The following is a 21834-nucleotide window of genomic DNA, read 5'->3' on the forward strand; positions in this document are numbered from 1 at the left end:
TTAAACCTGCTCGTATTCGGTCCTGGCTATTATCTCTTCCTGCAATCCCTTTGGCAAATTAACGAAGTAATCGCTGTAACCTGCGACTCTCACCATGAGGTCCTGGAAGTCCTTGGGCCTTTTTTGCGCTTCCTTGAGCAGTTCGGTGCTTACGACGTTAAACTGCACGTGGTGTCCGCCCATCATGAAAAAGGTTCTGATCAACTGGGCCAGCTTCCTGACGTTCTCTTCTCCTTCGAGAAGATCGGGGCTAAGCCGTTGGTTCAGCAAGGCACCGCCTGTCTTGTCCCAATCGCATTTTGAGACGGATCTGAAAACGGCTGCAATGCCCTTCCTGTCGCTTCCCTGTACGGGCGATATGCCTTCCGACACCGGGAAGCCTGCCTTTCTGCCGTCAGGGGTAGCGCCTGTGACTTTGCCAAAATAGACGTGAGCAGTGGTAGGCAAAAAGTACGCCCTCTTCGACGCCCTCCTTATCGGCGAGGAAGGATAGCTTTCGATCATGCTGACGACTTGGTCCACGAGGTCTTTGGCTATATTGTCGGCATAATCGTCATCTTCGCCGTATTTGGGAGTTTTGTTCAATATGGTCTGCCGCAATATCTCGTTTTTGCCGGCAAAGTCGGACTTCAAGGCGTCGAGCAGTTCGTCCATCTGCACAGCCCTTTTGTCGAAGACGTGATATTTGATCGATGTTAAGCTATAAGCAATGGTGCCGAGGCCCACAACCTGGAGGTACTGGGTGTTGTAGCGCGTGCCGCCGCAATTGTAGTCCTTTGCCTTCTCCACACAATCGCAGATCCAAAGCGACATGAAGGGAACGGGGAAATGCTTGGCAAATATGGACTCTATGATGTCATTTCCCTTCATCTTGATGTCCATAAAGTACTTAACCTGCTTCATGAAGGCATCCCATAGCTCGTCAAAGGTCTTAAACTTCTGGGGATCTCCAGTGCTTAAGCCCAGCTTTTTGCCCCTTCGGGGGTCGACGCCGTCGTTTAAGGTGATCTCAAGTATTTTGGGCAGGTTGAAGTATCCGGTTAAAATGTACGATTCCTTTCCGAAGGCTCCGGTCTCAACGCATCCGCTTACGCCTGCTGTGCGGGCATCCTCCAAGGATTTGCCCTGCCTCAGCATCTTAACGATGACGCCGTCGAAGTTGAAAAATGGAGGTTCGCCAAAGCCAGGGCCTACTACCTTTAGCGCCTTTGTGACGAAACGCTCCGGATTTCTGACGCTCACCTGGACCGCGGTATTTGGTTGCAACGTCCTCATCTCATCTAAAACTTCAAGCAATAAATAGGAGACTTCGTTGACGCCGTCGGAGCCGTCCTCTTTAAGGCCTCCTATGTTTATCTTCGTGAAGTCGTTATAGGTGAAGCTTTCCTCTGCCGTGACGCGCACCTTTGGCACTGCTGGCTGATTGTTGATCTTCAGCCAGAATGCCTCGAGCAGCTCTTTTGCCTGTTCCCTGGTAAGCGTTCCATCGGCAACTTCCCTTTCATAAAAGGGATATAGGTGCTGATCCAGCCTTCCGGGGTTGAAGGAATCCCAGGGGTTTGTCTCGTACACTATGCCCACATGGACGAACCAATAATGCTGCAAGGCCTCCCAAAAGGTCCTTGGCGCATGGGCAGGCACGTGATCGCAAATTTGGGCCATCTTTTTAAGTTCGGCCTTTCTTTTGGCGTCTCTTTCTAATTTTGCCAACTCTTGAAGTTTTTCGGCATACCTTTTAGCGTAGATCAGTATGGCGTCAGCTGCGATGTCCATGGCCTTTAGCTCTTCCATCTTGTCGTAATAAGCGGGATCGGCCGGGTTTAGTGCGTTCATCTGTCTTTTGATGTCTTCCTTTACGTCCAAGACGCCCTTCTCGAATATCTTTTCTCCCCCGGCGCTGTGACCTGGCGCTCTTTGCTCCATGAACTCCGTCCATATGCCGGCCTCGTAAGCTTCGATCCATTCTTTGGGGAGGCTGCTAAAGATAATTTCCCTAGTCGTCTTGCCCTTCCAGAAAGGAATAACCTCTTCTTCATATATATTTTTGGCATCCTCGTCGACCCTGTAGGGCATGTTTTCCCTTGTGTCTAAAACTTCCAAATCCTCAAGGTCGTGGGTACATATCTCGGGGTATGTGGGCACCTCCTGAGGTCCGGTACCGCGAAGGCCTACTATGAGCTGCCCGTCTTCTACGGGAAGGCTTACTCGCTCCATCAAATACTTGAAGGCTAGGGCACGTCTAACGGGTTCGGACTTGCCGTCGGCTTGACCGCTTTTGTAAAACTCGGTCACGAGCCTGGCCCGTTCGCTTGATATCTTGACAGGAGCGCTGACGCTTTCTTCTCTGAGCTTCGCAATGCGCTTGCTTATAGGCCTTATTGCCGCCTTTCTTTTTGCCATTTCCCTTTCCACTCTTACTTCGGACATTTTACATGCCTCCTGGTTATCTATAAAATGAACTAATTATATAGTAATCTGTAAATTTTATAATTATTTCTAATTTAATTGTATTATATGCCTTCTTAGCTCCTACTTCCATCTTTCCCAATCGATCAAACCTTCGCTTTTAGCGACTATTGTAGTTCCAGCAAGGTCGCCTGTGACATTTATACCAGTTCTGCCCATATCAAGATTTACGTCTCCAAGGCAAAAGCAGCCGCAGTCGCTGCAGCTGGTTCAGGATTAATTCCCAACATATTCATTTTCATTGCTGCCAGCAACATTACAGGACCTGATCCCGCAGTCCCTGCAGTACCAGTTGTACCAATAGTTACCACAAAAGCAAGCAATACTTGCTGTGCCAACGTAAAATGGATTCCAACAGCATTAGCTACGAAAAATATGGAGAGAACTTGGTAATAAGCTTCTTCATATCTAGGTTGATTTGTGACCCCAAAGGCAGGGTAAAACCACACACCGATCTGGATATTCCCATCTTTTCTTCTTGTGTCAATATAAAATTACAGGTTCGTTGTCGGTTAAAATAAAGGACGTAGAGTATTTGCCGACAACTGCATCACCAGCTCTTGCCTTAGCATAGCAGTATGATGAATATATATATTACATCTTATTGTGACAAACGGAGGTATCGATGTGAAAAGATCCAAAAAGGAGATCGGTAAAAAGGTCGGGGCTCCACCGGGAACGCTCATATATACTGGCAACAAAAGGGAAGAGTTCGAGATAACTGCGATAGACTACAATGCCAGCGAATACAGAAAAATAAAGGTCAAGGATATAGATGAGTGTGCATCATTTAAAGATCCTACTACCGTCACATGGATAGATGTTGTGGGGCTGCACAGGGTAGATGCTGTAGAAAAGATTGGCAAAATTTACAACCTGCATCCCCTTGTGTTAGAGGATATCCTAAATATTCATCAGCGATCCAAAATAGAGCACTTCGAAGATTACATCTTCATTGTCCTCAAGATGTTGACCTACGACGACAAATCGCACGAGATCGAAATCGAGCAGGTCAGCATGGTGTTGGGAGACAGCTTTGTCTTTACCTTTCGGGAAAGAAAACTTGACATCTTTGACCCTATACGCGAAAGGATAGAAAACGACAAGGGAGCGATCAGAAAGAGGGGCGCCGATTATCTCCTCCATGCCTTAATCGATATCATTGTCGATCACTACTATATAATACTCGAAAAGCTGGGAGAAGAGATTGAAGGCCTGGAAAGCGAAGTGATCACAAACCCCTCCCAAGATACCGTACAGGCAATACACAAGTTTAAAAGTAATTTAATTAACATGAGAAGGTCTGCATGGCCCTTGAGGGAGGTGTTAAGCCAGCTGTCGAAGGGAGATTCACATTTAATCACTGAAGCACTCATATACTTTAGAGATGTATACGACCATACCATTCAGGCAATAGACACCGTTGAAATGTTTCGGGATATGGCAAGCAGTTTGCTTGACATATATCTTTCGAGCATAAGCAATAAAACTAACGAGATCATGAAGGTTTTGACCATAATAGCCACGATATTCATCCCTTTGACCCTGATTGCGGGCATTTACGGCATGAACTTCAAATACATGCCGGAGATGGAATGGAGATATGGTTATCCCATGGCGCTAATCGTGATGTTGGTCATCGGCATAGGGATGGTGGTGTATTTTAAAAGAAAAAAGTGGATGTAATAAATTTCTTCCTAATATTATTCAAATTAATTCAATTTAAAATTTAATATAAATTATCTTGTAACTTCATATTAAAGTCTACCTTCAATATAGAGATTGTTACAATATTATATAGAAGGTTACCTTTTACACAAAACAAAACATTATTCGGGGGCGGGCTTGCATACTGTCCTTCGGCACAAAAGTTGCCGCGGAAAGACTTAAACTCCACACCATGAACAGCAATCGCCTTTAATTTAATATCAGGCCTTCCTTAGCAAAGCTATAAAAATCACCCGGATTTTTGCCTACGATTATGTGATCGAGCACGTTTACGCCCACGAGATCACAGGCGTAGGTTATGCGGCTAGTAAGCTCGACATCTTCCGACGATGGCGTCGTTTCGCCCGAAGGATGATTGTGGACGAGTATGACCGACGATGCGGATTTTAAGGACGCAACCTTTACGATTTCCTTGGGATCGACTATGGTGGTGTTTACACTGCCTCTGCTTATCTCAACATTTCCAATGGGCTTATTTTTAATATCCAAAAGAATGACGCTAAAAACTTCCTTTTGCTTATCCCTCAGATAGGGGGCATAATATTCGGAAACATAGCCGATCACATCGTCAGGTTTATTTAACTTTTTCTTCGTCTCAGCCTTTTCCTTAAAAAATCTCTTACCAAGCTCAAGGGCTGCCTTTATTTGTACGGCCTTGGCAAGGCCGATTCCATCAATTTTGGAAATTTCTGAGATGGGCGCCGAATCTATACCGCGAAGCGATCCAAAACGGTTGAGCAAAGTCCTTGCGAGCTCTTCTGCGCTCATGCCGTCTTTCCCGGTCCTTAAAATTATCGCCAAAAGTTTGGCCAAGGGTAGGTTTTCTGCCCCAAGCTGCACGAGCATCTCCCTTGGCCTTTCCTCTTTCACCCATTCTTTGATCGGCCGTGTCGATTTCCGCTCTGCCACCATTCTTTTAATTTTTCCCCTTAACTTTTCGCATTCATAAGCTGTATTGATATTTAACTGCAGAACTATGTCATTCGCCCTTTCTTCGGTAAGCAAACACTTTTTGGAACATCTTAAATATACCTTTCCTTTCTTGCTGTACATCGGGTAAATGGCGTTTGCCACCATGAAGTCAAGCAGTTCTTTTGCCGGTAAAATCTCGTCGCTCATGCAGATAATGACCTCCGTTCAGTTTCTATGATGATATCTCGCGGCTCCGTAAAATTTGAGATGGGACAAATGTACTCGTTTACTAATTACCTTTTGTGCAACGACACGATACACGACGCATAACGTAGATACTTATATCCTTCCTATAGGCATTATACACAACGGACGTTCTTCCTTTGGAAGGCTTAAAACTTTTTTTACTTCCTCATCCCTAAAGGCTCCAACGACCACTGTGCCAAGGCCTAAAGAAACAGCTTGCAGACAAACATTTTCAGCAGCGTGCCCGACTTCCATATGCACATATCTGATGCCCCTGTCGCCGTATTTGCCCGTCGTTCTTTCATAAACTGCGGTAAATACCAAGTCAATGGCGCCATCCCTGACGCAAGATTGCCTGAGAGCTGCGACAGCCAAACTGTCTCGTAAATCTTCATCTATGACCTTCAAGAGTTCATGCCCACGGGGCACATACTTATATACGCCTCTTGCGATGCCATCTACATTGCCAACCAAGACGTACAATTCAAGTGGATAAAGTGCACCTGCGGAAGGTGCCGTTTTAAAGCCCCATTTTTGACCGGTGATTCCCTGCGCAGCCCAAAGGAGTTGTGAAACCTCACCAAGCGTCAGCGGCTCATCTTTGTATCTGCGAACCGATCTTCGTTCAAGCAAAGCTTTCTCAACAGATGTGTCGCTCTCGTATCTGGGTTCAGGTAGCTTTATTTTTCCATTGGCATGCTTCCCTGGTTCACTTCCGTATCCTGCTCCTGTCATCATGAAAAACCCTCCCATTCCTAAGCATATTAATGCCACAAACATGATTATTAACTTTGTTTTATTCATAAAATCACCTCTTTTTTGATAAATAACAGTACAAGCCTATTTTCAACATAGGAATGCTGCTGCCCTTGATTTTTTGTAACTGCACTCGCTAATTGCCAAACATATATTGCTATATCATTTTAGCAAAAGATGATCACCGTATTCGCCAAAGGGCCGAATAGCCTTGCGTGAAACTACGCTCATCTGTTCATTTTAGACATGAGCAGAAGCTGAACGATGACGACCAACTTCTTTAGGAGTTCGGTACTCCAAATTTTCGTGCAATGCGTCTGTTATAATACCAGTAGCATTATTTTCTTGAAAAAGAATAAGGCAACGCCCTTTTACAGGGCGAAAGGCACCAAAGGTCGAGCAGTAAACTTGCAATGCAGGTATCGAAGTTTTATTGAAAGCTATCTTGCCTCAGTTTAGACTACAATTTGACCAACTACAGTAACCAAGGGGGCGTAAATTTAGCTCCTTTTACTTGAGGTGTTCATCATGAAACAGGACAAAGAATTCTTAAAAAAGCTATCGGAATGTCTTGAAAAGGCCTTAGAAATTTCGTCGAATTGCGAACTGTGTCCAAGGAAGTGCCACGTAAATCGCCTTAAAGACGAAAAGGGCTTTTGTAAGACGGGAAGAAATGCCGTCGTGAGCAGCTACGGACCTCACTTCGGGGAAGAAAAAGTTTTAGTAGGAAGATTTGGCTCGGGCACGATATTTTTCACCCACTGCAACTTGGCATGTGTCTTTTGCCAAAATTACGACATCAGTCAACTTGGCAAGGGCAATGAGGTCTCCACCCAAGAATTGGCTGACATCATGCTTGAGCTTCAAAGGATGGGTTGTCATAACATCAACTTGGTATCTCCCACGCACTGCGTCGCCCAAATATTGAAAGCTCTTCTTATCGCCTTCGAGGAGGGTTTAAAAATTCCCATCGTATACAACACGGGCGGCTACGATTCCGTCGATACTTTGAAATTACTTGATGGAATCGTAGACATCTACATGCCGGACATTAAGTACGGCGATGACGAAAGGGGCATGCGTTATTCTTCAGCTCCTAATTACTTTTCTGTGGCAAAAAGTGCAGTCAAGGAAATGCACAGACAGGTAGGAGATTTAAAGACGGACGACAGGGGCATCGCCGTTAAAGGGCTCTTAGTGAGGCACCTGGTACTTCCAAACGACCTTGCTTGCACGGAAAAGGTGATAGAATTTTTGGCCACCGAAATTTCTACCGAAACCTTCGTAAACATAATGGACCAGTACCGCCCTTTATACAAGGCTAAGCAGTATCCTGAGCTTTCGAGGTCCGTCAATCGCGCTGAGTTTCAAAGGGCAGTGGAGATAGCGCGAAAACATGGTATTCATCTATGGTAGGCCCCGGGATAGGCTTGGAAATTGTTTTACAGGAGATTTGTCATCGCCGTTACCGTATTTATCAGCAAGCCTACCTGGTCTATACAGGGCAAATCCTTGCCGATGTCCAAGGTGCTCAATATGGATTGGCCTATAACGTAACGGCCCTCTTTGCCTTTGACGTGTGTCTTAAGGCCCCAAAGGTTGTGAAAAACTACGGCCTTTCCCCTGTAAGTGCCTACATAAAGCATGATGTGCCCTGGTTTGTAAATTAGGCTCCCGAAGGGAATGCCCTGCTTAATTATTGTTTTTTCTTTTTGTTCGGGAGTTAAGCCTTTAAGGGAAATCGGCTTTGCGCTTCTTGCCTGGGCTTTAGAATTTCTTGGAAGCCATATGCCAAAAATCAAAAATAAATCTCTCGTAGCTGCAGAACAGTCCCTTTTTCCGTATAACCCTCCCCAACCGTAAGTCTTCCCAATCATCTCGTCTATCATCCTGGCAGCGTTCCATTGATTGAATTCTACAGGCCATTTCTTCACCTTCTCCTTCGAAAGGCGAATCAAGCCGAAGGTCGCAAAACCGGCATCGTCCTTTCCGGTCGGCACCAGAAGTTCCATCTCATAGAGCAATCCCTTATTTAAAGGCAGAAGAGTGCCCATTTTGGCATTGAAGAGAAAACGACCGTCTTTACTTACAGCCGTATCGTCCTTTACTACCACCGAAAGCGGCAAAGAGGCGTACCTTTTCATCAAGTCCTCGTTAACGTAGGCTACCTTTCTGGAATCTATCCACCCGGCTGCAAAGGAGGTCTCCACGTAAGCCCACGCACGATCCCGAGCTAAATGGGAAATCCGTATCGGCTCCCCTGGGTTCACCCAGGAAACTTGACCGTAATCGAAGGGATATCCCTCCCCCGGAAGATCGGGAGATAAAAAGATGGGTTCAAAAGTGGGAAAGGCCCTAAGCGCTCCTTCGGCTATGACTATGCCAGGCATGTCCAAGCTTTGAAAAGCCTCGACATTCGCCCTGGCGTAAATATCGTCAAACCAATTTTTCTGCCTGGGCCTTTCATTTTCTCCGTAAACCTGCCCCGGCAAGTAAACGCCAAAAGGCCACAATAAATCGTCTTTTGAATGCCTAAAATTTCCGTTCCAGGGGAGAAAAAAACGATCTCTAGCAACAGATGCCCTTTTGGCCTGCTCTTGCGCCGTTAACAGGGGCTTGTTAAAGTCGCCCCTCAGATAGTAAAAGGGATTCTGCGGGACCTTTGGCGATAATTCCCCAAATGCAGTGCCCTCTAAAGGGAAAACGCACAAAAGCAAAAGTATGATCCCAAACAATATCTCTTTAAACACCTTAGTAAGCCTCAAAAGGGACAATGAATAACCTCCTAATATCAAAAATAATATATTAATCTAACAAAACGCAATGCTAGATCCGCCGTTCGTCAAAAACACGGGCACGAACCCCGCTTTACTATAGCTTTTCTGCCTCGCTTAAAACCTCGCTTTTAAAATCCCTTACTTTTCTGTATAAGAAAATCCCCGTTCCTACTGCGACACAAATAAGTATCAACTGCCACGTCTGGATGATCATCTTATAGCTTAAAGCTATCATACAACAAATAAAAAACAACCTGCTGCCTAAGACCAAAAACTTTCCCTTTCTAAAAATAGCACTCTCGTAGAACTTTTTATTAACGAAGGGAAGGGCTATAAGGGCTATGCCATGAACAATATAAAGTATAAATATAGATTGCAGGGTAACGACAAGAATATAGTTCAACGTCTTTGTCAAGATAAGAGCAAGGATGACCAATGTACTTCTGGCCTCCATTGACCGGCATTGCATAAATTCATTATAATGATTTCAACTTTTATTGAGTCATAAATAGATTAGGAGAGTGATGAGAATGAGGCGCGCAGTTATCTGTTTGCTTATCATGGTCTCTATATTGGCTTTGTCAGGGTCCGCACTGGCAGAGACGCTGACGGTTAAGATGTCTTACAACGGCCCACCCGACGAGGTTAATAATGCTGTCCACTATTACGCCGTTAATTTCAAAAAGCTAGTAGAGGACAAACTTGAAGGCAAGATAAAGATCGAGCTTTATCCCGACAGTCAGCTGGGCACTGAAGAGGAACGCATGGAGCTTTTGACGAAGAGCGGGCTTAACCAACCCATCATAAACGTTGCGTCATATGCCGGCATGGCCCCCCTCTTACCCGAACTTTATGCAGCTTCGATTCCCTTCATGTTCGACAGCTACAAGGCGGCCCACCAATTCTTCGACTCCGGCAGGTATTGGTCAAAGCTAAAAGAGGAGTTCAAAAAACGCACTGGCGCCGTCCTGCTGGAGGCCGTAGAAGAGGGTGGGTTTCTTGCCTTTACCAACTCAAAGCGCGAAATTAAAAGCCCCGACGACTTTAAGGGACTTAAATTTAGGGCAATGGACGAAGGCCAGGTGATACTTTACAAAGCCTTTGGCGCAAGCGGCATACCCATCCCATGGACGGAGCTTTATATGGCCTTAAAAACAGGCGTCGTCGACGGCCAGATGAACCCCGCCACCTACATCATCATAGGAAGCCTTTACGAGGTCCAAAAATATATGACTTTGGCCAACATTCAGTATTCAGACCAATTTTTGGTGGTAAACGGCGATCTTTTTGACGGACTGCCCGAAGCCGAGCAAAAGGCGATAGCCGAAGCCGCCCATCAGGCCAACGTGATGACCAGAGAGATGGTCGAGTCACAAGATGCAGAACAGATAAAGTTCCTCGAGGAAAAAGGGATGAAAGTTTATGCCCCGAACGAGGATGAAATGAACGCCTTTAGGGACAAAGGTCAGCCGGCTTACATAGAATGGCTAAAGACTACTGTTGACGAGGAATGGCTAAATATGGCTCTGGAAGACGCTAAGGCCGCAAATGAGGCCGTAAAGTAAGGACTAGGCATGCCGAAGGATATTTTGCCCAAGTTGTCTGCGGCTATAGAGCGGGCATGCGCTTACGCCTCGTGCTCGCTCTTGGCCTTAAATATATGTGACATACTCACGGGAGTGGTCTCGCGGTATCTATTTCATACTTCCTTCATCTGGACGGAGGAGTTGGCGCGATACACGCTGATATGGATGGTCATGGTGGGGGCAAGCTGTGCACACCTTCGAGGAGATATGATGGCCATCGATTTCATCCTGCCCAGGCTTCCCGTGAAGCTGCAGCGCATCTTCAACGTGCTCAAGTTCATTATAGGCGTTATCGTGCTGATATTGGTCGTTTATTATGGAGCCCATAATGCCATTGGAGCATGGAACATGAGGACGATGGGCTTAAAAATCCCGAAAACCATACCGCTTCTTTCCCTGCCGGTGGGCCTTGGAATACTACTTGTGGAGTTTATCATCTACAGAAAAGACATGGGGGCGAACGAGAGATGAGTTTGATTTTTTTACTGCTATTCTTCTTTTTTCTTATGTTAATAGGCCTTCCCCTTTACCTTTCGCTCTTATCGGTTGCCTTTGCCGGGATAGCGGTATTAGGTGACGCCTCGCTCCTTCGTGTCGTAAGCCAGCAGCTCTTTGGCGGGATGGATTCCTTCACCCTGATGGCCATCCCCTTTTTCGTCCTGGCCGGGTCTTTGATGAACAGATCAGGCCTGACTGATAAACTCATAGACTTTTCCAAGCTCTTAGTGGGCTCCATGCGCGGCGGGCTGGGTTACGTCAACATAGTTGCAGGGATAATACTGGCAGGCGTAAATGGGTCAGCAGCTGCAGATGCCTCTGCTCTCTCTTCGATCTTAATTCCGGCCATGAAAAAGGAAGGATACAACCAAGGTTACGCTGCAGGCCTTACTGCCGCAAGCTCTCTCATAGGCCCCATAATACCTCCTTCGATCTTCATGATCATTTATGCTTCCATGACAAATACGTCGATCGGCGGTCTTTTTGCAGCCGGCATCGTTCCGGGGTTGATTTTAGGCCTATCCTATGCTGTCATGAATTACTTCTATTCTTTCAGATACGGTGCTCCGATTTCGAGCGGAGAAGAAAGGTCGCAGGCAAAAAAGATACTAATTCAATCCATATCCGGCCTACTTGCGCCGATAATCATCATCGGCGGCATAGTTACAGGCATAGTAACCCCGACGGAATCTGGGGCATTGGCTGCTGCTTACTGCCTCCTGGTAGGGCTGTTTTACACCAAAAAGCTCGACAAAAGGGGCATTTTCGAGGCACTTTACGAGACGGTGCGCACGACCAGCTCAATATTTCTAATTATGGGAGCAGCACAAGCGGTCGGCTGGCTGCTAAAGTGGGAAAGAATACCGCAGCAATTTGCGGGCTTGCTTGCCGAAGCAGGGTTGACCTCAAGCCCCGTCTTGCTCATGTTGACCTTTAGCGCCATCATATTCGTAATGGGTTGTTTTATGGAAGAAGTGGCGACCCTTACCCTTCTTACGCCCATATTTTATCCGCTGGCCCTGCAGGCGGGCATTGACCCGCTGCATTTTGGCATTGTCATGACGCTAAACGTCACCATCGCCCTGGTAACCCCTCCTATGGGTGCTTGTAACTACATCGTTTCTGCGGTGGGCAAGGTGCCTTTAAGTGAGGTATTGAAGTTCATATGGCCCTTTATAGTTGTCTCCCTTGTCGTATTAACTTTGATCATATTGCTCCCGGGTCTAACAATTTATGTTCCAAAATTACTGGGGCTTTAATGAATTGACCTCAACGATTTAACATCCCCACCAACCACAGGGATAAACCAGGAATATTCGTTAGCAGAAGGACGCATAATATCATTGCAGCTATGAAGTAAAGTAGGTTCTTGGATATCCTTTCAATACTTTCCCCCGAGATGGCCGTAGCAACAAAGAGGTTAATGCCATAGGGAGGCGTAACAAAACCCACGGCAAGGTTTACGGTGAGAAATACCCCAAAATGGATAGGATCGACCCCAAGCTGTCTCATGATCGGAAGAAGTATCGGTGTAAGGATAATTACGGCAGGAATGTTATCGACGAAACATCCCATTATGAGCAGAAAGATATTGATTATAAGCAACGTTACCCAGGGCGTACTCGATATGCCAGAAAGCCATGAAGCGACAGTCGACGGTATTTGTGCCAATGCAAGATAGGAGGCGAAGGCCATGGAAAGCCCGATCATAAACTGCGTAACGCCGTTAACCAGGGAGGAATCGAGCAAGCAATTGTATATTTTTTTCAGAGTGAGCTCTTTATACACGAATTTGCCGACGAAAAAAGCGTATACGACAGTCACAACAGCCGCCTCTGTAGGGGTAAAGATGCCGCCGTATATGCCACCTAAGACGATGACGGGTATGATCAAAGCCCACACGGCCTCTTTGAAAGCCCTGCCAATAGCCTTAAGGGAAGGCCTCTGGGCGCTTCCAAGGTATCCTTTTTTGCGGGAGATGATGTAGCATACTGTCATCAGGGCAATCCCCAATATTATTCCTGGTATGATACCGGCAATGAACATGTCCCCGATCGAAACTTGTGCGACGACACCATATATCACGAAGGGAATGCTTGGTGGGATTATAACGCCGATAGAACCGGCGCAAGCCGTCAGGGCAGCGGCAAAACCGGAATCGTACCCTCTATCCCTCATCGCCGGTATCATAAAAGAGCCGATTGCGGAAACCGTTGCGGGGCCCGAACCTGAAATGGCAGCGAAGAACATGCAGGCCAACACGGTGACCATGGACAGCCCTCCCGTGACAAAACCGAGCAGGCTGTCGGCGAGGTTTACCAGTCGTCTGGATATGCCTCCCTCAAGCATCAATGCACCTGCCAGTATAAAATAGGGAATCGCCAGGAGGGGAAAGGAATCGAGCCCGGTCACCGATTTTTGCGCCACTAAAACGAGAGGGATATCCGTCGTTGTCGCAAGGCATATCGCAGTTGCCAGGCCTATCGTGACACCTATCGGAACGCTCAGCGATATGAAGATTATGAGGAGGGCGAACAGCAACAGCGCTTCCATTAAAAGGCCTCCTCTTGCTTGAACTTACGAAATAACCCCGCCAGATCTTCGACTAAATGTATTAACATCAAAAAACAACCCACAGGAACGGAGGCATAGGCGTAGCCCATAGGAATTCTCATTGCAGGTGAAAGTTGTCCGCTATTGAAGACATGAGTCGTGATCCGTGTTCCAGTATAGGCAAGAAATATGGTAAATGAAAACCATATTAGCGCAATAATAACTTCAAACATAACTTTCTTTTTGCCAGCAAATTTGTTAGGTAAAATTTCGACTCGGATATGGCTGCCTTTCTTGACGGCATAACTTGCTCCTATCCAGCATTGCCACAGGAAGATATATCTGGCAAGCTCTTCGCTCCACGTGAGAGAGTTTTGAAAGACGTATCTCATTACAACCTGGAGAAATACTATGCAGACGCTTACCACCATGCTGCTGACGAGCAGATATTCTTCGAGCTTGTCGAACATTTTTAAATTAAAGGCAAATGATTTCAACACGAATTCCTCCCTGGAAAACAAGAGGGGCCCTAAAGGCATGAGCCCCTCTTAAATCTTGATCTATTTTGCTACCTTTTCAGCCAAGGCGATGATGTCTTCTCCGATCTCGCCCTTGAACTGCTCGTAAATGGCGTGGGCCGCTTCAACGAAGGGCTTCTTCTGCTCAGGTGTGAGGTCGTTGATCTTCATGCCCTTGTTTTGGAGCTCCACTATAAGTTCTTCCTCTTCCTGTGGCATGACTTCCCGATGTCTTGCCACAAACCTCCTTGCTCCTTCCTTTACGACTTCCTGCAACTCGGAGGGAAGGTTATCAATGAAGGACTTATTGGTCAAAATGTGAACGACGGAAAAGACATGTCCGGTCAGAGAACAGTATTTCTGTACTTCATAGAATCTGCTGTCGTGTATTAGGACTATGGGGTTCTCCTGACCGTCTACGGTACCTTGCTGAAGGGCCGTGTAAAGCTCGCCAAAGCTCATAGGAGTGGGATTTGCCCCCAATTCTTTGAAGAAGGCGATATGCGGAGGCACTTCCATTGTCCTTATCTTCAAGCCCTTCAAATCCTCGGGACTGTAGATAGGGCGTTTGTTGTTGGTAATGTGTCTGAAACCGTTTTCGAAATAGCCTAAATTCATCATGCCCGTTTTAAGCAACCTCTTGTCCAGCTCCTTGCCCAACTCCCCGTCGAGCGCCTCAAATGCTGATTCCCTGGTCGTGAAAAGATACGGAAGTTCGACTACGTTGAAACTCTTCTCGAAACTGGCTGTAATGGACGTAACGGGGAGGGCCATCTGAAGGATACCCAATTGAACTGCTTCGGCCATCTCCCTGTCTCCACCCATCTGTGCATTGGGATATAGCTCGACCTTTATCCTACCGCCGGAATTCTCTTCCACGTATTTTTGAAAGACCTCCCTCATTAGGACACAGTCGGGATGGCTTTCGGGCTGAATGGTTCCCACCTTGATCGTGTAGTCGGCTGCAGATGCGCAAAAGGCGAAAAAGAACAAAAACATCGCTGCCATTGATAAACTCAACCACCGCTTAATGCTCATACATTACTCCCCCTTATGATGTATTTCATTGTGATAGAATATAACACATTTATCGGAATTCTAGAATAGTATTTTAAGGGAGTGTGTAACTTACAATACGTGGCCTAGCAAGTGGAAATTGAGTTTGCTAGGCCACGTATATGTTAACGCAATACTCTACTTTGCGAATATCTCGTCGAAAAATGCCTTCATGGCTTCGAAGGAGCGCCTTTCCGATATTGGATTGTAGGCAACGCCAATTTCAGGGTTATTGCCCGCATTCGGGTTGGTAAAACTGTGTACTGTATTGCCATAGAAGATCATCTGCCAATCAACGTTAGCGCTTCTCATTTCTTCCTGGAAGGCAATTACCTGCTCCATTGGGACCATTGGGTCATCGGCACCATGCAGGACTAAAATTGACCCCTTGATATTTTTAGCATCATCCGGGTTTGGCGTGTCGAGATTTCCGTGAAAGCTTATGGCTCCTCTAATTGGCGCTCCGCTCCTTGCAAGCTCAAGCGATGCTCCTCCGCCGAAGCAATATCCCATGGTCGCTATGCGTTCAGGATCTACAAGAGGATGATTTTGGAGCACCGAAAGGGCCGCCTGACCCCTTTCCCTCAATAAATTCCTGTCGCTTCTAAACTTCCCTGCCAACTGTGCTGCTTCATCTGCGTTTTTGGGCCTCACGCCCTTACCGTAGATGTCGGCGGCGAAAGCGACATAACCCAGCTCTGCTATTTGTCTGGCCCTCATCTTCTCGTATTCCGACAAACCCATCCATTCGTGAATTATGATGACCCCTGGACGTTTGTCTTTGACGGATTCCTCGTAGACCAAATAGCCCTCAAGTACAGTATCTTCGTGGTTGTATGTTATTATCTCTTCTTTCAACGTCTGAGCCCCCTCCGCTCGTTGCAGTAAAGGATTAGTACCTGCCAATCCGGGAAGCAAAGCAACGATCAAAAACAGACAGATCGTTGCAAATGCAATTGAAATTCCTTTGTCTGACATCATATCGACCTCCCCCTCTTTTTGAGTAAACCGCTTATTTATATTTATTTTAAATTATATGATGTAATTGTAAAGGGTAGGTCCTCAATTGATACGTCTTTCTGAGGCACATCAAAATCCTTATAGCTATTTTTGAGAATTCATTTATTGAAATAATCGAATTAGACTTGTCCAAAATAGCTTTGTAGAAATTAAAAGTGCCTCCTGTAACCTTGGGATATCATTGTTCTGTTCCAAGAACAGGCTGCTTTCTTTCGACTCGACGACGATAACGCTCTGTCTGTCCCTTTTCCCGTGGGCCTAATTTTCTGAAGGTAGCCGAATCGAGAGGCCTCAAAGAACTCACGGTGGATTGCGGGGGCAAAAACAGCTTACATAAGACGAAAAAGAAGCCTTGTACAAACGGACAAGCCGGTAATTGCACGAGGTGTTGGGGATAAGGGTTGGGTATCCGGCTCGAAGATCCCGAAACGACAGAGCGTTCTTCAGGCAAGGCTCTCCGTAAAGTGTGTTTCCGCTGGTTTTTCCATTTTGCCGACTCTTTTCTTTGACTCTTTTCGAAGAGTTTTTATACTAAGATTGTAAGGCACATCCTAAAGTGTTTAGAGAGGAGGCTCGCGCATGGGAAAGTCGATTCGCATCGTATCAAAGGGTGTAGTCGTGGAGGGAAGGCTCAACGATTCAAAAACCGCCTCGGAAATAGAAAAGCTGATCCCGCTTGTCGGCAGGGCCAGAACCTGGGGAGACGAGATTTACTTTCCCATCCCTTTGGATCGCGAGATCGAAAATGGAAAAGAAACCGTAGAGAAAGGCGATATAGGTTACTGGCCGCCGGGGCGTGCTCTGTGCCTCTTTTTTGGCCCCACGCCCATAAGTGCGCCGGGAGAGATAAGACCTGCCGGCCCGGTCTCGGTGGTGGGCGAAATGTCCGGCGATCTGTCGGCCTTAAAAAACGTTAAAGACGGTGACGAGGTCAAGGTAGAGTTTGCGGACTGAACTGCCTCTCGTTGAAGGCATCCCGGCCTCTTACCTTTTGTGAGGGCATGAATCCGTCAGAGGCCGCCCTCTTTTTGGAAGCAGGGCAGACACAAAGTGCGCCCCCTGAAATTGCGGGTTTTTGTTTCCATTACTTCCTCGCCGCAGCAATCGCAGATGAGGCTGTCCGTCATGAGTGCCCTGGGTGGCATGGGTATGTCGCAGGTTTTGCATTCTAAAAGATCGTCTAGCTCCTGGGCCATGATCGAGTCGCACTGCCTCTCGCGCATCCGTTCGTACTCCTTTTGTTCATCCGGTGTGAGCGTCCCTGATACGTACCTGTTCCTGAGGTAGGTTTCACGGGGGCTTTCCTGTTTCGGGGGGCGTGGCTTCCGCACGATACGGACGGCCTTTCCGTCACGCCTTCTGTAAAATCGGAAGGCTGTTTTCCCCAGATTTTCGATCCTCAGATTTCCCTTTCCGATGGTGCAGCCCGTCAGAAACTGCACGGCGTCGACGGAGCAGTTGTCGCATTCGGCGACGGCGACGATTTCTTCGTCTTCGCTAGAGCCGATTTCCCGCAGGGCCATTTCGGCGATGCGGATGCCCGTGGCCAAACCGGGACACCAGTGGCCATGAAACTTTCGGGTCGCTTCGATTAATTCAGGTGAAAGGGCACATCCAGACATGGAACATAAACCTCCTCTAACGTCATAATCTTTACTTTAAAGGTCCAGTGGCAGGAAGCGACGGGCAATCAGGCCGATAATAAAGGATACCGCCGCTCGTTACAGCAAAGGATTAGTACCTGCCAATCCGGGAAGCAAAGCAACGATCAAAAACAGACAGATCGTTGCAAATGCAATTGAAATTCCTTTGTATGACATCATATCGACCTCCCCCTCTTTTTGAGTAAACCGTTTATTTGTATTTATTTTAAATTATATGATGTAATTGTAAAGGGTAGGTCCTCAATTGATACGTCTTTCTGAGGCACATCAAAATCATTATAACTATTTTTGAGAATTCATTTATTGAAATAATCGAATAATGATTATGTTTCATTTTCACTTGACATATATAATGCTCGGTTATATTATTTCATAAGCGGATATATATATCCGTTAAGTGGGAGGTGCGCCTTAGTGGGAATTCCGCTACTGGATGTGAGAAATCTGAAGACCTACTTTTACATCGAAGATAGCGTAATCACAGCGGTGGATTCAGTTAGTTTCATCGTTCAAGAAGGAGAAACACTGGGCATAGTCGGCGAGTCAGGTTCTGGCAAAAGCGTGACAGCCCTTTCTCTCATGCGCTTGATACCATCGCCTCCTGCAAAGATCGTCGATGGAAAGATATTATTCAAAGGCGAAGATCTTTTGCTCAAAATCGAAGACGAAATAAGACGGATTCGCGGAAATGAGATTTCTATGATCTTCCAGGAACCGATGACTTCCTTAAACCCCGTTCTTACCATTGGAGCCCAAATTTCCGAAGCTATAATGCTTCATGAAGGAGTATCCAAAAAAGAGGCACTGGAAAAAAGCGAGCATCTGTTGCGCCTTTGCAAAGTCTCCCTGCCCAAAAAGCGTTTGCGCCAATATCCCCATGAACTTAGCGGCGGCATGAGGCAGCGTGCCATGATCGCCATGGCCTTGGCCTGTAATCCAAGCCTCCTGATAGCTGATGAACCGACAACGGCCTTAGACGTAACGGTTCAGGCTCAAATTCTAGATTTAATACTCGAACTTCAGAAAAGAATGGGGACTGCGGTATTGTTTATCACCCATGACTTGGGAGTAATCAATGAGGTGGCGGATAATGTTGCCGTGATGTACTGTGGACGTATCGTCGAATATGGACCTACGAAGGATGTTTTGAGACACCCCCTTCATCCCTATACGAAAGGCCTTCTGGCCTCTCTGCCCACCATAAAGGGACCAAGGAAACCATTGAAGTCCATCAAAGGCAGCGTGCCATCTCCTCAAGAGATACTCTCAGGTTGTCGATTTGCACCGCGTTGTGATTATGCCTCAGATCGTTGCGTACATACCGAACCAACGCTATCGAAGGTGGACGATCGTCTTGTTCGATGTTACAACATCCCGTGAAGTGAGAGAGGAATGATTTTATGTCGGAAATTTTGCTTCAATTGCAGGATTTGCGTGTATACTTCTCGGCGACAAGCGGAACCTTTGGCAAAAAACAATACATAAGGGCAGTCGATGGCATAGACTTAGAAGTGAAAGCAGGCGAGGTCCTCGGCTTAGTTGGAGAAAGCGGATGCGGAAAATCAACTCTGGGCAGGGCCATAGTAAGGCTTGTAGAAGCTTTAGGGAAAAGCAAGGTTTATTATCGCGGAACTGATGTGCTTTCCTTCAATAAAAGACAGCTTAAAGACTTTCGCAAAAAGGCCCAGATGGTCTTTCAGGATCCCTTCGGTTCGCTCAATCCTAGACTTACAGTGGGCGACACCATTGAAGAGGTACTCATCGTTCACGAGAGGTCGATTAAATTAGAAAGAAAGCACAAAGTAGAAAAGCTGATGGACGCAGTGGGTTTGGCTAAACACTTCCGCAACAGATACCCCCATGAATTGAGCGGAGGGCAGAGACAGCGAGTTGTAATCGCCAGAGCATTGGCCATAGACCCCGAGTTTTTAATTTGCGATGAACCCGTTTCGGCACTTGATGTTTCAATCAGGGCTCAGATAATAAACTTATTTGAAGAGCTTCAAAAGAGATTTAATTTAACCTATTTATTCATCTCCCATGATATGAGCGTCGTTAGGCATATTAGCACTCGCGTAGCTGTTATGTACCTCGGCAAAATCGTGGAGATCGCGGAGACCGATACATTGTTTGACACCCCCCTTCACCCTTATACGCAAGCCCTTCTCGAGGCCATACCGGATGTATTGGAAGATAGAGATGTAAGACGCAGAATCCTCGAGGGGGATGTTCCGAGCCCTTTGCATCCTCCCGAGGGTTGCAGGTTTCATCCTCGATGTTTTATGGCCAAAGAAAGATGTTCAATTGAGGAACCGCCTTTAATAAAAAAAGGTATCGATCATTTTGTTGCTTGTCATTATGCTTAAATAATAATTAATAATAAAGTGATGTCCAAAAAACGGAAGGAGGTAGAAAAAAATGAGGAGGTATAGAGGTTCTGTGGGAAAAGGTCCTTTTGGGGTGGGCATTTTTATTGCGCTGATCGTACTTTTTGGTTTTTTTGGCATGATCTTTTCAGAATCTCCTTCGATGGCTGCGGAAAAGAAGGTCATCGTTCAAGCCATGAATAGGGATCCCGATATTTTAGACACTATGAAAGCTGCATGGTATTCGGATGCATTGATCTATTTGCACGATCGCTTGGTGTCGAGGGATTACAATTTCGGGTATCGACCGGGGTTGGCGACAAGTTGGGATGTGTCGGAAGATGGGCTGATGTGGACATTTCATTTAAAAAAGGAAGTCAAGTTCCACGATGGCACCCCTTTTACCGCAAAGGACGTGAAATGGACAATCGATACAATTAAAGATCCGAAGACAGCTTCTCCCTTTGCCGGAGATCTCAAGGCCATCGACCAAGTCAAAATTATCGATGATTATACTGTGCAGATGACGTTGAAATATCCCTTTCCGAACCTGCTTTTCAACTTATCCAACACGGCCTCCGGAATTCAGAAGGCAGGTTGTTATGATGAATATGGGGAGGACTACGGCATCAAGACCGTCATAGGAACTGGTCCCTTTATGTTCAAGGAATGGGTCCGTGGAGACAGGATAGTGCTCGTCAAAAACCCTCATTACAATTGGGGGCCGGAATGGATGTCCAATCAGGGGCCACCCCTTTTCGATGAATTGGTCATAAGAACTATACCTGAGGAAAGCTCGCGCATAATGGAACTTTTGACCGGTGGGGTCCACGTGCTTCGCGATGTGCCTCCATTGCAGGTCGATAAACTGAAGAACAATCCCGAAATAAACATATTTACTGAACAGTCGACCAAGTTGGGGTATCTAGCCTATGCATGTGACAAAAAGCCCTTTGACGACGTGCTCGTCAGGAGGGCAATCAATCACGCAGTCGACAGAGAAACGATAGTGAAATACATATTTAGTGGCTATGCCACGCCTGCATACGGTTATCTTCCCCAGGCGTTGAAAGATGAATATCTGGAGGAAAGCGAGGAGTTGGGCTACAAATATGACCCCGCTAAGGCGAAGGAGCTGCTTGCCAAAGCAGGATTCCCAGATGGCTTTGAGACCACTCTTTCAGCTGAAAACGATTCTACATCGAAAAGGCTCGCGGAGGTTCTTCAGGCTCAACTAGCAGAAATAGGGATAAGGGCCAAGATTCAGCTTTTCGACAGCGCAAGCTATGTTGCCATGCTAAAGGCAGGGCAACAAGACCTTTTCGTCCGCCTTTATAGCTGGCCCAATGCCGATATTCTCGATTGGTTCTTGTTATCGTCGCAGTTTCCCTATCCCAACCACTCTCGCTGGTGTGATCCCAAGACAGACGAGCTGATCAACTCGGCCGCGACTGCACCTACGTGGGAAGAGCGAGCGGAGAAGTATAAGGAAGTGCAGCGATATCTCATCGAACAAGCAGTATGGTGCCCTATCTACATTCCAGACATGATGTTGGCAGTGCGGAAAGAGGTCAAAAACTTCAAGATCCATCCATGGATGATTCAATACAGCGACGGAATCGATATAGAAACCAAATAGAACCATCTTTGTTAAATTTAATGATTGGAGAAGGGGGGTTTCATGCAAG

At 46.5% G+C, this 21834-nt stretch carries 21 protein-coding genes; 9 read left to right on the forward strand and 12 right to left on the reverse strand.

Annotation, left to right across the window (positions count from 1 at the left end; genetic code table 11):
* The 3 genes from hypD to HMPREF1705_RS11130 all read right to left on the reverse strand — a co-directional run bounded on the left by hypD (position 1) and on the right by HMPREF1705_RS11130 (position 2915).
* Positions 1–2427, reverse strand: coding sequence for a trans-4-hydroxy-L-proline dehydratase (gene hypD, locus HMPREF1705_RS03905; RefSeq protein WP_057940700.1), 2427 nt, complete (start codon positions 2425–2427; stop codon positions 1–3).
* Between the two features lie 102 nt (positions 2428–2529).
* Positions 2530–2625, reverse strand: a complete 96-nt coding sequence (locus HMPREF1705_RS11045; RefSeq protein WP_222848363.1) for a dicarboxylate/amino acid:cation symporter — start codon at positions 2623–2625, stop codon at positions 2530–2532.
* 8 nt (positions 2626–2633) lie between these two features.
* Positions 2634–2915, reverse strand: a complete 282-nt coding sequence (locus HMPREF1705_RS11130) for a cation:dicarboxylate symporter family transporter (protein WP_057940701.1) — start codon at positions 2913–2915, stop codon at positions 2634–2636.
* 178 nt (positions 2916–3093) lie between these two features.
* Here HMPREF1705_RS11130 and corA point away from each other — a divergent pair, with 178 nt between their 5' ends.
* A complete protein-coding gene (corA, locus tag HMPREF1705_RS03915) occupies positions 3094–4152 on the forward strand; it encodes a magnesium/cobalt transporter CorA (RefSeq protein ID WP_057940702.1) in 1059 nt (352 codons plus the stop codon).
* Between the two features lie 231 nt (positions 4153–4383).
* On the opposite strand, the gene radC is transcribed toward corA, so the two are convergent.
* Both radC and HMPREF1705_RS03925 read right to left on the reverse strand, forming a co-directional pair.
* Positions 4384–5313 (reverse strand): RadC family protein, encoded by a 930-nt coding sequence (radC, locus tag HMPREF1705_RS03920; protein WP_057940703.1) that lies wholly within the window; start codon positions 5311–5313, stop codon positions 4384–4386.
* Positions 5314–5445: 132 nt separating this feature from the next.
* Positions 5446–6156, reverse strand: a complete 711-nt coding sequence (locus HMPREF1705_RS03925; RefSeq protein ID WP_009202196.1) for a SagB/ThcOx family dehydrogenase — start codon at positions 6154–6156, stop codon at positions 5446–5448.
* A gap of 480 nt (positions 6157–6636) precedes the next feature.
* Here HMPREF1705_RS03925 and HMPREF1705_RS03930 point away from each other — a divergent pair, with 480 nt between their 5' ends.
* Entirely contained in the window at positions 6637–7524 is an 888-nt protein-coding gene (locus HMPREF1705_RS03930) for a radical SAM protein (RefSeq protein ID WP_009202195.1), read from the forward strand.
* Positions 7525–7550: 26 nt separating this feature from the next.
* On the opposite strand, the gene HMPREF1705_RS03935 is transcribed toward HMPREF1705_RS03930, so the two are convergent.
* Both HMPREF1705_RS03935 and HMPREF1705_RS03940 read right to left on the reverse strand, forming a co-directional pair.
* On the reverse strand, positions 7551–8882 hold the full coding sequence (locus HMPREF1705_RS03935) for an SH3 domain-containing C40 family peptidase (protein ID WP_111089553.1): 1332 nt from the start codon (positions 8880–8882) through the stop codon (positions 7551–7553).
* 97 nt (positions 8883–8979) lie between these two features.
* Complete coding sequence (locus HMPREF1705_RS03940) at positions 8980–9321, reverse strand: hypothetical protein (RefSeq protein WP_040348804.1); 342 nt, start codon at positions 9319–9321, stop codon at positions 8980–8982.
* A gap of 94 nt (positions 9322–9415) precedes the next feature.
* On the opposite strand from HMPREF1705_RS03940, the gene HMPREF1705_RS03945 reads away from it, so the two are divergent.
* The 3 genes from HMPREF1705_RS03945 to HMPREF1705_RS03955 are packed head-to-tail and all read left to right on the forward strand — an operon-like array spanning position 9416 to position 12228.
* Positions 9416–10450, forward strand: a complete 1035-nt coding sequence (locus HMPREF1705_RS03945; protein ID WP_111089554.1) for a TRAP transporter substrate-binding protein — start codon at positions 9416–9418, stop codon at positions 10448–10450.
* A 9-nt stretch (positions 10451–10459) separates the two neighbouring features.
* Positions 10460–10942, forward strand: coding sequence for a TRAP transporter small permease (locus tag HMPREF1705_RS03950; RefSeq protein ID WP_009202191.1), 483 nt, complete (start codon positions 10460–10462; stop codon positions 10940–10942).
* Positions 10939–12228, forward strand: coding sequence for a TRAP transporter large permease (locus HMPREF1705_RS03955; protein WP_009202190.1), 1290 nt, complete (start codon positions 10939–10941; stop codon positions 12226–12228). The genes HMPREF1705_RS03950 and HMPREF1705_RS03955 overlap by 4 nt, the downstream gene beginning before the upstream one ends.
* Positions 12229–12238: 10 nt before the next feature.
* Here HMPREF1705_RS03955 and HMPREF1705_RS03960 read toward each other — a convergent pair whose 3' ends face one another.
* From HMPREF1705_RS03960 to HMPREF1705_RS03975, 4 genes are all read right to left on the reverse strand, one after another.
* On the reverse strand, positions 12239–13522 hold the full coding sequence (locus HMPREF1705_RS03960; protein WP_009202189.1) for a TRAP transporter large permease: 1284 nt from the start codon (positions 13520–13522) through the stop codon (positions 12239–12241).
* Complete coding sequence (locus HMPREF1705_RS03965) at positions 13522–14019, reverse strand: TRAP transporter small permease (RefSeq protein WP_111089639.1); 498 nt, start codon at positions 14017–14019, stop codon at positions 13522–13524. The genes HMPREF1705_RS03960 and HMPREF1705_RS03965 overlap by 1 nt, the downstream gene beginning before the upstream one ends.
* 63 nt (positions 14020–14082) lie before the next feature.
* Positions 14083–15078, reverse strand: a complete 996-nt coding sequence (locus HMPREF1705_RS03970; RefSeq protein WP_040348800.1) for a TRAP transporter substrate-binding protein — start codon at positions 15076–15078, stop codon at positions 14083–14085.
* Positions 15079–15234: 156 nt separating this feature from the next.
* Positions 15235–16077, reverse strand: a complete 843-nt coding sequence (locus tag HMPREF1705_RS03975) for a dienelactone hydrolase family protein (RefSeq protein ID WP_009202186.1) — start codon at positions 16075–16077, stop codon at positions 15235–15237.
* 618 nt (positions 16078–16695) lie between these two features.
* Between HMPREF1705_RS03975 and HMPREF1705_RS03980 the strand changes: the two genes are divergently transcribed.
* Positions 16696–17070 carry a cyclophilin-like fold protein gene (locus tag HMPREF1705_RS03980; protein ID WP_009202185.1) on the forward strand — a complete coding sequence of 125 codons (375 nt, stop codon included), beginning with the start codon at positions 16696–16698 and terminating at the stop codon, positions 17068–17070.
* A 56-nt stretch (positions 17071–17126) separates the two neighbouring features.
* Here the strand turns inward: HMPREF1705_RS03980 and HMPREF1705_RS03985 are convergent, their stop codons facing one another.
* Complete coding sequence (locus HMPREF1705_RS03985; protein WP_009202184.1) at positions 17127–17738, reverse strand: FmdE family protein; 612 nt, start codon at positions 17736–17738, stop codon at positions 17127–17129.
* A gap of 456 nt (positions 17739–18194) precedes the next feature.
* Between HMPREF1705_RS03985 and HMPREF1705_RS03990 the strand changes: the two genes are divergently transcribed.
* From HMPREF1705_RS03990 to HMPREF1705_RS04000, 3 genes are read left to right on the forward strand one after another with little or no spacing between them, the layout of a single operon-like run.
* Positions 18195–19160 (forward strand): ABC transporter ATP-binding protein, encoded by a 966-nt coding sequence (locus HMPREF1705_RS03990; RefSeq protein ID WP_009202183.1) that lies wholly within the window; start codon positions 18195–18197, stop codon positions 19158–19160.
* A 20-nt stretch (positions 19161–19180) separates the two neighbouring features.
* Entirely contained in the window at positions 19181–20146 is a 966-nt protein-coding gene (locus HMPREF1705_RS03995) for an ABC transporter ATP-binding protein (RefSeq protein ID WP_009202182.1), read from the forward strand.
* A gap of 52 nt (positions 20147–20198) precedes the next feature.
* Entirely contained in the window at positions 20199–21785 is a 1587-nt protein-coding gene (locus HMPREF1705_RS04000) for an ABC transporter substrate-binding protein (RefSeq protein ID WP_009202181.1), read from the forward strand.
* The last annotated feature ends 49 nt before the right edge of the window (positions 21786–21834 follow it).

Source organism: Acetomicrobium hydrogeniformans ATCC BAA-1850, from assembly GCF_000160455.2.
Lineage (GTDB): Bacteria > Synergistota > Synergistia > Synergistales > Acetomicrobiaceae > Acetomicrobium > Acetomicrobium thermoterrenum.